The 12370-nt window shown below is 74.3% G+C and carries 13 protein-coding genes; 9 read left to right on the forward strand and 4 right to left on the reverse strand.

Annotated features, from left to right (window positions below; all coding sequences use genetic code 11):
- Nucleotides 1–85: 85 nt before the first annotated feature.
- Genes AAC134_RS18555 through truB form a run of 4 tightly spaced genes read left to right on the forward strand, consistent with a single transcriptional unit; the run spans nucleotide 86 to nucleotide 3426 of the window.
- Nucleotides 86–1261, forward strand: a complete 1176-nt coding sequence (locus tag AAC134_RS18555) for an exo-alpha-sialidase (protein WP_339950618.1) — start codon at nucleotides 86–88, stop codon at nucleotides 1259–1261.
- 59 nt (nucleotides 1262–1320) lie between these two features.
- Nucleotides 1321–2001: a nucleoside/nucleotide kinase family protein gene (locus tag AAC134_RS18560; RefSeq protein WP_339950619.1), complete on the forward strand. Its 681-nt coding sequence runs from the start codon at nucleotides 1321–1323 to the stop codon at nucleotides 1999–2001.
- 60 nt (nucleotides 2002–2061) lie between these two features.
- A complete protein-coding gene (gene rbfA, locus AAC134_RS18565; protein ID WP_339950620.1) occupies nucleotides 2062–2496 on the forward strand; it encodes a 30S ribosome-binding factor RbfA in 435 nt (144 codons plus the stop codon).
- A 3-nt stretch (nucleotides 2497–2499) separates the two neighbouring features.
- On the forward strand, nucleotides 2500–3426 hold the full coding sequence (gene truB, locus AAC134_RS18570) for a tRNA pseudouridine(55) synthase TruB (RefSeq protein ID WP_339950621.1): 927 nt from the start codon (nucleotides 2500–2502) through the stop codon (nucleotides 3424–3426).
- A gap of 5 nt (nucleotides 3427–3431) precedes the next feature.
- On the opposite strand, the gene AAC134_RS18575 is transcribed toward truB, so the two are convergent.
- A complete protein-coding gene (locus tag AAC134_RS18575) occupies nucleotides 3432–4208 on the reverse strand; it encodes a sulfite exporter TauE/SafE family protein (RefSeq protein WP_339950622.1) in 777 nt (258 codons plus the stop codon).
- 165 nt (nucleotides 4209–4373) lie between these two features.
- Between AAC134_RS18575 and mdh the strand changes: the two genes are divergently transcribed.
- The 5 genes from mdh (at nucleotide 4374) to AAC134_RS18600 (ending at nucleotide 9159) form a co-directional block, all read left to right on the forward strand.
- Complete coding sequence (gene mdh / locus AAC134_RS18580) at nucleotides 4374–5336, forward strand: malate dehydrogenase (RefSeq protein WP_339950623.1); 963 nt, start codon at nucleotides 4374–4376, stop codon at nucleotides 5334–5336.
- A 140-nt stretch (nucleotides 5337–5476) separates the two neighbouring features.
- Nucleotides 5477–6394: a polysaccharide pyruvyl transferase family protein gene (locus AAC134_RS18585; RefSeq protein ID WP_339950624.1), complete on the forward strand. Its 918-nt coding sequence runs from the start codon at nucleotides 5477–5479 to the stop codon at nucleotides 6392–6394.
- Between the two features lie 85 nt (nucleotides 6395–6479).
- Entirely contained in the window at nucleotides 6480–7094 is a 615-nt protein-coding gene (gene leuD, locus AAC134_RS18590; protein WP_339950625.1) for a 3-isopropylmalate dehydratase small subunit, read from the forward strand.
- A gap of 65 nt (nucleotides 7095–7159) precedes the next feature.
- Nucleotides 7160–7969 carry a hypothetical protein gene (locus AAC134_RS18595; RefSeq protein ID WP_339950626.1) on the forward strand — a complete coding sequence of 270 codons (810 nt, stop codon included), beginning with the start codon at nucleotides 7160–7162 and terminating at the stop codon, nucleotides 7967–7969.
- A gap of 8 nt (nucleotides 7970–7977) precedes the next feature.
- Nucleotides 7978–9159 (forward strand): endonuclease/exonuclease/phosphatase family protein, encoded by a 1182-nt coding sequence (locus AAC134_RS18600; RefSeq protein WP_339950627.1) that lies wholly within the window; start codon nucleotides 7978–7980, stop codon nucleotides 9157–9159.
- A 4-nt stretch (nucleotides 9160–9163) separates the two neighbouring features.
- Here AAC134_RS18600 and AAC134_RS18605 read toward each other — a convergent pair whose 3' ends face one another.
- The 3 genes from AAC134_RS18605 to AAC134_RS18615 all read right to left on the reverse strand — a co-directional run bounded on the left by AAC134_RS18605 (nucleotide 9164) and on the right by AAC134_RS18615 (nucleotide 12234).
- Nucleotides 9164–9640, reverse strand: coding sequence for a PaaI family thioesterase (locus AAC134_RS18605; protein ID WP_339950628.1), 477 nt, complete (start codon nucleotides 9638–9640; stop codon nucleotides 9164–9166).
- A 102-nt stretch (nucleotides 9641–9742) separates the two neighbouring features.
- A complete protein-coding gene (locus AAC134_RS18610) occupies nucleotides 9743–10792 on the reverse strand; it encodes a TIGR01620 family protein (RefSeq protein WP_339950629.1) in 1050 nt (349 codons plus the stop codon).
- Nucleotides 10789–12234, reverse strand: a complete 1446-nt coding sequence (locus tag AAC134_RS18615) for a YcjX family protein (protein ID WP_339950630.1) — start codon at nucleotides 12232–12234, stop codon at nucleotides 10789–10791. The genes AAC134_RS18610 and AAC134_RS18615 overlap by 4 nt, the downstream gene beginning before the upstream one ends.
- Nucleotides 12235–12370 lie beyond the last annotated feature (136 nt).

Raw genomic sequence — 12370 nt, forward strand, 5'->3', positions numbered from 1 at the left:
CGGTCGACGTCGCCCGCATTCCGCCATCCGAATCGGGGCAGGATGCCGCCCGACGCAACGGAAGCCGACGGAGGCGGCAAGGGCCATGGCTGGGGGAACGACGGTGCTGGCGGGCACGACCAAGGGCGTGTTCTTGCTGGAGAGCGACGCGGCGCGGCGCGACTGGGCGGTGCGCGGCCCCTATTGCGACGGCTGGCCGATCAACCACGTGATCGGCGACCCCGCCACCGGCCATCTCTGGGCCGCGGGCGGGGGCGAGTGGCCGGGCGCGGGGGTCTGGCGCTCGACCGACGGGGGCGAGAGCTGGACGCTCAGCCTGCTGGCCAACGGCAAGTTCGACGACCTGCTCGCCAACGACCCGGAGGTCCGCGCCCTTGTCGGGCGCGACCCCCACCCGCCGGCCCCCTTCAGCGGCGAGATCGAGGCGATGTGGTCCATCGCGCGCGCCGCCGACGGCGCGCTCTACGCCGGGGCCAAGCCCGCCACGCTGCTGGTCAGCCGCGACGGGGGCGAGACCTGGGCGAAGGTGCAGGGCCTCTCGGACCACCCCTCGCGCGACAGCTGGCAGCCGGGCGGGGCCGGGCTGACGCTGCACACCATCGTGCCGGCCCCCGCCGACCCCGCGCGGCTGTGGCTGGGGATCTCGGCCGCCGGCGTCTTCGCCACCGAGGACGGCGGGGCGACGTGGGAGCGGCGCAACCGCCGCGACAACGCCGGCCGCGCCCCCGACGACGGCCACGGCCATAGCCACAGCCACGACGCGGCCGAGGTCGGCCACTGCGTGCACAACATGGTCCGCGCCCCCGGCCCGGCGAACGAGGACCTGCTCTACCAGCAGAACCACCACGGGGCCTTCCGCTCCCGCGACGGGGGACGCAGCTGGCAGGAGATCTCGGCCGGCCTGCCCTCGACCTTCGGCTTCCCGGTGGCGGTCCACCCGCGCGACCCCGAGACGCTGTGGACCCTGCCGCTGAACGGCGACGACGCCGGCCGCTACCCGCCCGAGGCCTCGGCCGCGGTCTGGCGCTCCCGCGATGGGGGGGCGACCTGGCAGGCGCTGCGCCAGGGCCTGCCCCAGGGCGCCTGCTACTTCACCGTGCTGCGCCAGGCGATGGCGGTGGACCGGCGCTCGCCCGCGGGGCTGTATTTCGGGACCAACAGCGGCTCGGTCTTCGTCTCGACGGACGAGGGCGACACCTGGTCCGAGCCGGTGCGCCACCTGCCCGCCGTCCTCTCGGTCGAGGCGTTCGAGCGCGCCTGACCCCTTGGCCGCCCCGCCGCGACGTGGCAGGGCGTCCCCGATCCAGGGCAGAGGACGCGATGCAGGACAAGACCGGAATGCTGGACCTCGCGGCCTTCGCCGCCGCGCTGGCGACGCGGGCGGCGGCCCTGCCCCCCGGCCGGCGGCTGCTGGCCGCGCTCGCCGGCCCTCCGGGCGCGGGCAAGTCCACCGCGGCCGAGGCGCTGGCGGCCCTTCTGACCGCTCGCCACGCCCTGCCCGCCCAGGCCGTGCCGATGGACGGCTTCCACTACGACGACGCCGTGCTGCGCGACCGCGGCCTGCTGGCCCGCAAGGGTGCGCCCGAAACCTTCGACGTCGACGGCCTCACGGCCCTGCTCGACCGCCTGCGCGGCGGCGAGGGCCCCAGCCCGCCCGAGGTCGCCGTCCCCCTCTTCGACCGCAGCCTCGAGATCTCGCGCGCCGGCGCCCGGATCGTGAGGACGCAGACGCGGGTGGCGGTGGTCGAGGGCAACTGGCTGCTGCTGAACGAGGCCCCCTGGGACGCGCTCGCCCCCCGCTTCGACGTCACCGCGATGCTGGTCTGCGACCCCGAGGCCCTGCGCGCGCGCCTGTCGCGACGCTGGCGGGACCTCGACTTCCCGCCCGAGGCGCAGCGCCGCAAGCTCGACGAGGTCGACCTGCCCAACGCCCGCCGGGTGGCCGAGGCCAGCCGCCCGGCCGACTATCTCGTGGACGGCGCCGACCCCGGCGCCCTCTAGGCGTTGCGTGCGGCGCCCGTCGGCGGTATGACGCGGCCCTCTCTCCGCAGGAGTTCTGTCATGCACCGCTCCCGGCACGGCGAAGGCCGCGGCCCCTCCCAGCGCCAGTTGAAGGTCGGCGAGCTCATCCGCCGGGCTCTCTCCGACGTGCTGATGCGCGGCGATCTGCACGACCCCGACCTCGAGCGGTTCTCGATCACCGTGTCCGAGGCCCGCGTCTCGCCCGACCTGCGCCAGGCCGACGTCTACGTGATGCCGCTGGGCGGCGCCGGGGCGGACGAGGTGGTGGTCCTGCTCGACCGCAACCGGCAGGAGCTGCGCCGCGCGGTGACCCGCGAGGTGAAGCTGAAGTTCTCGCCCGACCTGCGGTTTCGTCTGGACCGCAGCTTCGACCGCATGGACGAGACGCGCCGCCTGCTCTCGACCGACCGCGTGCAGCGCGACCTCCATGAGGACGGCGAGGATGGCGAGGACGATCCCGCCGAGGATCGCTGAGCCATGGGCCGGCGCAAGAAGGGCCGCGACGTCCACGGCTGGCTGATCCTCGACAAGCCGTTGAACGTGGGCTCGACCGAGGTCGTCTCGAAGGCCCGCTGGGCGCTGCAGGCGAAGAAGGCGGGCCACGCCGGCACGCTGGATCCGCTGGCGACCGGCGTGCTGGCGGTGGCCTTCGGCGAGGCGACCAAGACCGTGCCCTTCGTGACCGACGGCCTCAAGGGCTACCGCTTCACCGTCCGCCTGGGCGAGCGCACCTCCACCGACGACCGCGAGGGGCCGGTGGTGGAACGCTCCGACATCCGCCCTGACGACGCGCAGATCCGCGCGGCCCTCGACGCCTTCCGCGGCGACATCCTCCAGGTTCCCCCGCAGTTCTCGGCGGTGAAGGTCGACGGCGAGCGCGCCTACGACATCGCCCGCGACGGCGAGACCATGGAGCTGGCCGCCCGTCCCCTGCACGTCTCCCGGCTCGAGCTGATCGCCCGCCCCGATCCCGACCACGTCGAGCTCGAGATGATCTGCGGCAAGGGCGGCTACGTCCGCTCGATCGCCCGCGACCTGGGCGAGGCGCTGGGCTGCCACGGCCATGTCAGCGCCCTGCGCCGCACCTTCGCGGGCCCGTTCCGCCTCGAGGACGCGCGCATCGCCTTCGCCGACCTCGACGCCCTGCGCGAGGCGCCCGAGACCGCGCCGCTGGCCCCCCTCGAACTGGGGCTCGCCGAGCTCCCCGAGGTCCGCGTCTCCGAACGCGCGGTGGCCGACCTGCGCCAGGGCCGCGCCGGCGAGGCGACCTTCGCCCCCGAGGGCCTCGCCTGGGGCGACGCCTGCTGGGCCTCGCGCGCCGGCGAGGCCATCGCGGTGGGAACCTGGGAGGGCGGCCGCGTGCAGCCCAACCGCGTCTTCGTGCGCGAGCATCCCGAGGGCTGAGGCCCTCAGCTCAGCAGCCCCGAGACGCCGTCGACCACCAGCTTGCCGCCGGTGACGACCAGCAGCCCGTAGAGCACGCGGAAATACCACCGCTCGGGCACATGGGTATGCGCCCAGACTCCGGCGAGGAACCCCAGCACCGCCAGCGGCGCCAGCACCAGGGCGGCCATCGGCTGGCCCTGCTCGAACAGCCCGACCGCCCAGTAGGGGCCCAGCTTGACCAGGTTCACCCACCAGAACAGGATCACGGTCGTGGCCTGGTAGCGGGTCTTCTCCAGCCCGCGGCCCAGCAGGTAGACCGCCGCCGGCGGCCCTCCGGCGTGGCTCGCGAAGCTGGTGAAGCCGCAGACCGCCCCCCAGAACCCGGCGCGCGGCCCCGAATAGGGCCGCCCCCCGCCCCCCGCCAGCCAGCCCCGGGCGCGGGCGAGCTGGAAGGCGACGAAGCCCAGCGCGATCAGCCCGATCATCAGCCGCAGCCCGTCGGTTGGAATCAGCGTCACGAAGATCGCCCCCAGCGCGATCCCGGGCAGCGCGCCGGCCATCAGCGCGCGCGCGTCGGGCCAGCTCCACCGCCCCCAGTAGGCGCGCAGGCCGGTCAGATCCATCACGCACAGCAGCGGCAGCATCACCCCGACGGCCACCTCCGGCGGCAGGACCAGCGCCATGATCGGCGTCGCCGCAAACCCCGCTCCGCCCCCGAATCCGCCCTTCGAGATCCCCGCCAGCAGCACCGCCGGCGCCGCCGCGGCCAGGAAAACGGGGTCGAAGGGATCGAGGATCATGCCGGGCCTTTCGCGCGAAACCGCTGGTTGGAGCGGAGAAATCGGGCCCCAGGGCGGCCTCGCGGCGCCGCTCGCGCCCCGCAGGCCCCGTTCGCGCTTGCGACAACGCGCGGAACGGATTAGCCCCTAGCCCCGGATGGAACCATTCGCGGGAGAGATCGCAAGATGTCCAGACCCAAGATCGCCCTGATCGGCGCCGGCCAGATCGGCGGCACCCTCGCCCACCTCGTCGGGCTGAAGGAACTGGGGGACGTCGTCCTCTTCGACATCGCCGAGGGCACGCCGCAGGGCAAGGCGCTCGACATCGCCGAGAGCTCGCCGGTCGACGGCTTCGACAGCGCGCTTTCGGGCGCCAACGATTATTCGGCCATCGCCGGGGCCGACGTGTGCATCGTCACCGCCGGCGTGCCGCGCAAGCCGGGCATGTCGCGCGACGACCTGCTGGGCATCAACCTCAAGGTCATGAAGTCCGTGGGCGAGGGCATCGCGGCGAACGCGCCGAACGCCTTCGTGATCTGCATCACCAACCCGCTCGACGCGATGGTCTGGGCGCTGCAGAAGTTCTCGGGCCTGCCCAAGGAGAAGGTCGTCGGCATGGCCGGCGTGCTCGACTCCGCGCGCTTCCGCTACTTCCTCGCCGAGGAGTTCGGGGTGTCGGTCAAGGACGTCACCGCCTTCGTGCTGGGCGGCCACGGCGACACCATGGTGCCGCTGACCCGCTACTCGACCGTCGGCGGCATCCCGCTGCCCGATCTGGTGAAGATGGGCTGGACCACGCAGGAGAAGCTGGACGCCATCGTTCAGCGCACCCGCGACGGCGGCGCCGAGATCGTGGGCCTGCTGAAGACCGGCTCGGCCTTCTACGCCCCCGCCGCCTCGGCCATCGCCATGGCTGAGTCCTACCTCAAGGACCAGAAGCGCGTCCTGCCCTGCGCGGCCTACGTCGACGGCGCCTACGGCCTCGACGGCTTCTACGTCGGCGTCCCGACCGTGATCGGCGACAAGGGCATCGAGAAGATCGTCGAGATCGAGCTCGACAAGTCCGAGAAGGCGATGCTCGAGAAATCGATCGACGCCGTGAAGGGCCTGGTCGAGGCCTGCAAGGGCATCGACGGCTCGCTGGCCTGATCTCAGCCTCGCGCGTTCAGCGCCCCCGCCCGGCACACCGGGCGGGGGCGTTCGCGTTCCTGGGCGCCTCTGCCCGGACCCGGGCGCGGGCCAGGTCTTGCGCCTTTCCCCACGACCGGACCAACGCCGGGAGCTTTCCCATGCTGGGCGCCGACCAGGGCCGCGAGCTTCAGGCCTTCCTCTCCGGCTTTCGCGGCCGCCGGGCGCTGTTCGCGCCGAACCCGGGCAACGGCGGAGATTCGCTTCTCGCCGCAGCCGGCGGGCAGGCGCTCCGTCGCGCGGGCCTGCGCTACCGCATGATCCATCCGCTCGACGAGACCCTCGACCTGCGCGGCCGCCTGGTGATCTTCGGCGGCGGCGGCAACCTGATCCCCCTCTACGACGAGGGCCGCCGCTTCCTCGACCGCGCCGCAACGACCGCGGAGCGGCTCATCGTCATGCCCCACACCTTCGAGGGCCATGAGGAGACGCTGGCCCGTCTGGGTCCGAACGCGACCCTGATCGCGCGGGAGCCGCGGAGCCTCGCGCACATCCGCCGCCACGCCCCCAACGCCGAGCACAGGATCATGCCCGACGTCGCCCTCTCGCTCGATGTGGGGGAGCTGTTCGGGCCCTCGAGGGTCGACGCGCTGGCGCTGCGCCGCCCCGCCTGGCTCCGGCTCGCGATCGCCGAGAGCCTGCGGGTCCGGCGCGAGCTCGACCGTCTGCCTCCCGCCGGAACGCCCCTGGAGAGCTTCCGCGAGGACCTGGAGGCCGCCGGCGCCGCCATCCCGCCCGGCAACCGCGACCTCTCGGCGATCTTCGACCGGGGCGTCTATCCAGAGTTTCTCAGCCGGATCCTCGCCCGGGCGATGCTGCGCGGCGCCGGGCGCGCCTCGGTGGTGCGCACCGACCGCCTGCACGTCTGCATCTCGGCCCTGCACATGGGCCGCCCGGTCGAGCTGCGCGACAACGCCTTCGGCAAGCTCGCCGCGGTGCTGGGTCACGCGCTGGGCGACGTCGCCGCGATCCGCTGGACCGACGCGCCCCGACCGCCGACGCCGACCGGCGGCCTCTAGCCCCGAGGGCCCACCGCCCCCCTCGCGCTTGCCACCCGCCCCCCCGTGCGCTACCCGAAGACAGCCGTACGAGGAGCCGTAGCCGATGGACAAGTTCACCAAGCTCGAGGGCGTCGCCGCCCCGCTGCCGCAGGTCAATGTCGACACCGACATGATCATCCCCAAGCAGTACCTCAAGACCATCAAGCGCACCGGCCTCGGCAAGGGCCTCTTCGACGAGATGCGCTATAACGACGACCGGTCCGAGAACCCGGACTTCGTGCTGAACAAGCCCGCCTATCGCAACGCCCAGATCCTGGTGGCGGGCGAGAACTTCGGCTGCGGCTCCTCGCGCGAACACGCGCCCTGGGCGCTGCTCGACTTCGGCATCCGCTGCGTGATCGCGCCCAGCTTCGCCGACATCTTCTTCAACAACTGCTTCAAGAACGGGATCCTCCCGATCGTGCTGCCGCAGGAAGAGGTTGACAAGCTGATGGACGATGCCCAGCGCGGCTCGAACGCCGTGCTGACCGTCGACCTCGAGAACCAGGTGATCAACGGTCCCGACGGCGGCGAGATCGCCTTCGAGGTCGATCCCTTCCGCAAGCGCTGCCTGCTGGAGGGCCTCGACGACATCGGCCTGACCATGGAGAAGGCGCCGGCCATCGACGAGTACGAGACGCGCGCCCGCGCGGCGCAGCCCTGGCTGGCCGCCGGCTGACGCGCCGCCTGCGGCGCATGGGCCAGTCGGGCGGGCTCTCCCGTCCGCGCCTGTCCCCCGGACAGGTGCGCGACGCCGGCCTGCGCGCCGCGCTGGCGGCCCTCGTGGCCGCCGTTCCCGCCCTGGTCCTCTCGGCCGATCCCGCGGCGGGCGAGTCGCGCACCGCGGGCCTGGTGCTCGCCGCCGCCGCCGGGCTCTACGTGCTGGTCGAGTACGGGGCCCGCACGCCGGCGCTGGTCGATTTCCGCTTCGCGCCGCCGATCAACCGGCTGCGCTTCGCGCTGGCCGCGCTGACGCTGCTTGCCACCACCGCCTGCGTGGCCTTCGCCGACGCGCCGGGGCCGCTCGGGGCCACATTCGCGGGCTTCGGCGCGGCGATGGACTTCCCGTTCAGCCCGGTCGGCATGGCCGCCGACATCTTCACCCGCGCCTCGGCCCCCGCGCCGGACCCGGCGGTGGAATACGCCGCGGCCACCGCCTTCTGCGTGGCGCTGACCTGCACGCTGGCGTTTGGCGCCGTGATCCGCTTCGGCCCCTGGCCCCGCGCCGAGCAGCGGATGAACCTGCTGGTCAACCTGCCCACGCTCGACGTCGACCGGGGCGACCGCGGCGCGGCGCGCCTGCGGCTGCTGGGCGCCCAGGTGCTGGTCACCGCCGCCGGCGCCCTGTTCGCCATGCTGGTGGTGGGCGGCTTTGCGGTGTCGCTGCTGGCGCCGGGGGTCGAGATCTCGCCCCTCGCGCTGGTCTGGTCGGCAACCCTCTGGGCCGGCGCGCCGGGCGCGATGGCGCTGCGCGGGGTGGCGCTGCTCAAGCTCGCGAGCCGCCTGCGCCGCGACGGCGGGCTCGAGGGCGGCGACGCCGCCCGCAGATCGTGAACCTGTCCGTGAGCCTGCGCCTCGCCGCCCTGGCGGCGCTGGCCCTCATGACCACGCCGGCCGCGGCGGCGCCGGACTGGCCCCCCGCCCCGGCCCCCGGCGCGATCCGGGTGGCGACCTGGAACGCCTCGCTGTCGCGCAGCGGGGCGGGCCTCGCCTGGAAGGCCCTCGCCGAGCGTCACGACCAGGCCGAGGCCATCGCCGCCGTGATCCGCGCCGTGCGCCCCGACGTGCTGCTGGTGCAGGAGCTGGACCACGACCCCGACGGCCTGGCGCTTGCCGCGCTCGCCGAGCTGCTGGCCGACGACGGCCCCGACGGCGCGCCCGGCATGGACTACGCGCACCGCTTCACCTCGCCGCCCAACACCGGGGTGCCCAGCGGCCTCGATCTGAACGGCGACGGGCGCGTGGGCGGGCCCGACGACGCGCTGGGCTGGGGGCGCTTTGCCGGCCAGTACGGGATGGGGGCCCTCTCGCGCCTGCCGTTCGAGGCCGCCGCCGCCCGCACCTTCCGCCGCCTGCCCTGGTCGGCGATGCCGGGCGCCCTGCTGCCGCGCGACGTCTTCGGGCCCGAGGTTGCGGACCGCCTGCGCCTGTCCTCGAAGTCGCACTGGGACCTGCCCGTGATCCTGCCCGACGGCCGCCGCCTGCACCTGCTGGCCAGCCACCCGACCCCGCCGGTCTTCGACGGCCCCGAGGACCGCAACGGCCGCCGCAACCACGACGAGATCCGCTTCTGGGCCGACTATCTCTCGGGCGAGGGCTGGATGGTCGACGACGAGGGCCGGCGCGGCGCGCTGGCGCAAGGCGCCTCGGCGGTGGTGCTGGGCGACCTCAACGCCGACCCGCAGGACGGCGACGGTCGGCGCGAGGGGATCCGCGCCCTCCTCTCCCACCCGCGACTGCAGGACCCCCGCCCCCGCAGCCCCGGCGGAGCGGCGGCCGCCCGGGCGCAGGGCGGCCCCAACGACGCCCACCTCGGGGACCCCGCGCTCGACACCGCCGACTGGCGCGAGTCCGGCGGGCCGGGCAACCTGCGGGTGGATTTCGTCCTGCCCACCCGCGACCTCGAGGTCACCGGCGCCGGCGTCTTCTGGCCCGCCCCCGACGACCCGCGGGCGGCGCTGATGGCGGGCGGCCGGCGGCCCCTGACCTCCGACCACCGGCTGGTCTGGGTGGACCTGCGCTGAGGCCTCAGCTCCGCCGCCGCACCTTCTTCAGCGCCGCAGAGAAGCTCAGGCACGGCTCCCCGTTCGCGGTCAGCAGCCCGCGCACGAAGACGATCGAGCGGCCGCCGCGGGTGACCTCGCCGCGCGCCTCGACCACGTCGCCCTCGTTCGCCGCGCCCAGGAACTCGGAGTTGAAGGTCGCGGTGACGGCGCCGGCGGCGTCGCGCAGATGCTCCTGCGCGAAGTGAAACAGGGCGTGGTCGGCGAAGGTCATCAGCACCCCGCCATGCACCACGCCCAGGCCGTTGAGGTGGCGCTTGTCGACCTTGAAGGCGCACTCGATGGTCCCGTCCGCGAGGCGGCGGGAATAGAACGGACCGCAGTGGTTCCACTCGAACGTGTCGCGCGGCAGGATCTTCCAGCCGGCGAACTCGCCCTCGGTGACGGTCTGCAGACCCGCCCGCTCCGTCGGTGTCGCCTTGTCGCTCTCGGCCCCGTCCATCCGCGCGTCTCCCTCGATGCTCTTGTCTGCCAGTCGGCAGGTAGACGCATTCCGCCCCGGATTTCCAGAGGGCGCGTGGCGTCGGACCGGGGGTCGGGGGGCTCAGGCCCCGGGGGCGCGGTCCTCGACCTCGGGTTTGCGGCCGGCGCCGGCGAGGTCCCCCAGCGCCCGGGCCACCAGGTTGCGGGCCTTGGGCGCGGGCAGGGCCGCGAAGGGCAGCGGCCGGCAGACCTCGATCGTCGCGACGCCGACGCGCGCGGTCAGCGCGCCGTTGACCAGCCCCTCGCCGAAGCGACGCGAGAGCTTGGCGAGCAACCCGCCCCCCAGCACCGGCCCCAGCAGATCGTCGCCCGCGGCCACCGCGCCGGTGGCCACCAGATGGGCCGCGACCGCGCGGAACAGCCGCCAGGCGCCCAGCGCGCCTCCGCGCCCGCCATAGATCTCGGCGATGCGGCGGATCATGCGCAGGTTCAGCGTCAGCGCCGCCAGCACGTCGGCCGCCGGAATCGGCACCAGCGCGGTGGCGGTGGCGACCTGACGAGCGGTCCTCTCGGCCACGCGGCGCGCCTCGGCGTCGAGCGGGGTCAGCCACTCCCGCTCGGCCAGGGTCAGCAGGCCCTCGGCGTCGATCATCTCGGCCCGACGCTCGCGCACCCGCTGGGAGGCCCACTCGAGGTCGCGTCGCGGGGCGTAGAGCCGCGCGAGCCGGTCCACCGCGCCCGCCGCCCGATCCCGGTCGCCCTCGCGCAGCGCGCGCTCGGCCTCGGTGCGGGCGGCGTCGATGCGCCCTAGCCGGATCAGCGCCCAGATCTCGCGTCCGATCAGCGCCAGCAACGCGGCCAGCGCCACGATCCCCAGCACGGCGGCGGCGAGGCCGACGGCCGGGTTGCTCTCGATCAGCCCGCGCACCCAGTCGAAGGCCGCCACCGTGACATAGACGCCCAGGAACCCTCCCGCGGCCCCCACGAAGATCCCCAGCGGCCCGGGACCCGAGCCCTTGGCCGCCGCGATCGAGGTCGCCCGCCCCATCGCCGCGCCCTGCGGCGCGTCCCAGGGGGGCGTCTCCTCGGGCGAGGGCGCGGGGGCGGCGAGCGCGGGATCGTCGTCCTCGATCAGCAGGGGGGCGCGACGGGGGGCGGGGGTCTCGCTCACAGCTTGTCTCCCAGCAGGAACTGGGCGGCGCGATCGAGCCGCACATGGGGGGGCCCGTCGCCGGGCTTCAGGCTCAGCTTCGGGGGGGAAAAGGTCATCGCGCGGAACCCGCCCTCGAGCCAGCCGGCCTCCGAGCCCTGGCCGGCCTCCGAGCCCTGGCCGGCCTTGGTCCCGTGGCGCGCGGCCTCGAGCACTTCGGAGGGGCTCTCGGGCAGGTCGCCGGGGAACAGCGCGGCCTCGCGCCCGGTCTCGGCCAGCCGGCCGCGCACGCAGGGCAGCGCCCGGCCGTCGCGCATCACTTCCTGCTCGGTGGTGGCGCGGATCGCCGCGATGGCCATCGCGCGGGTCTTGGCGCCCTTGAAGGCGGCGCGGTCCTCGGCCTCGCGCAGCAGGGCGCGCAGGATCGCGGTCAGACGGTCGTGCTGGGTGTGGTGGATGTGGTCGGCCTTGGTCGCCGCGAACAGCACCCGGTCGATGCGCCGCCCCAGCAGCGGCGCCAGCCACGAGCGGTCGCCGGGACGGAACGCCTCGAGGATCCGGGGCAGCGCCCGGCGCAGGTCCTCGACCGCCGCCGGCCCGGAATCGAGCGCCCCCAGCAGGTCCACCAGCACCACCTGCCGGTCGAGCTTGGCGAAGTGGTCGCGGAAGAACGGCCGCACGACGGCGCGCTTGTAGGCCTCGAACCGGCGATCGAGCTCGTTTCGCAATCCCTTGCGCGGCCCCGGCGGCAGCGGCGCGAAGGCGAGCGCGGGCGAGCCCTCGAGCTCTCCCGGCATCAGGAACCGCCCGGGCGCGAGACCCGAAAGCCCCGCCTCCCGGCAGGCCCCCAGATAGGCGGTGAAGGCGGCCGCCAGCGCGCGGGCGTCGGCCTCCTCCAGCGGTTTCTCGGCGAGATCGTGGGCGAGGCGCAGCCAGTCTTCGGCGAGCGGCGCGCGCGCCGGCTCCTGCGCCTCGGCGATCGCGCGGGCGGACCACTCGGCGTAGGACTGTGACATCAGCGGCAGGTCCAGCAGCCACTCGCCGGGGTAGTCGGTGATGTCGAGATGCAGGGCGCCGGGCCCGGTCAGCCCTCCCAGCAGCCCGCCGGGCCGGGTGCGGAAGCTGAGCCGCAGGGTCGAGACGTTGCGCGTCGAGGTCGGCCAGTGCGGCTCGGGCCCCAGCAGGGCCGCGCGGTGGCCCTCGAAGTCGAAGCGCGGCGTCTCGCGGTCCGGCCCCGGGCGCAGGGCGGCGGCGAGGATCCGGCCTTCGGACTGGGCGTCGAGATGCAGCATCCGCCCCCGATCCAGCAGGTTGGCCACCAGCGAGGTGATGAACACCGTCTTGCCCGCCCGCGCGAGGCCGGTGACGCCCAGGCGCAGATGCGGCTCGGTCAGGCCGCTCAGCCCCTCCTGCGCGTCCTCCACCCAGCGCGAGAGATCGTCGGCGATGTCGAAAATGCCCAAAATCGGCGGCCCTTTCCCCTGGCGTCCGGGTCGATATAGGACGAATGGGCCAATGTCGGGAGGGGGAAGGTCGTCGGCAGGCCCGCGCAGAGGGCGCTGCGCGCGAAAGGCCGCTCCTGACTCACCCAAGAACAGG

The organism is uncultured Albimonas sp. (genome assembly GCF_963977235.1).
Classification (GTDB): Bacteria; Pseudomonadota; Alphaproteobacteria; order Rhodobacterales; family Rhodobacteraceae; genus Albimonas.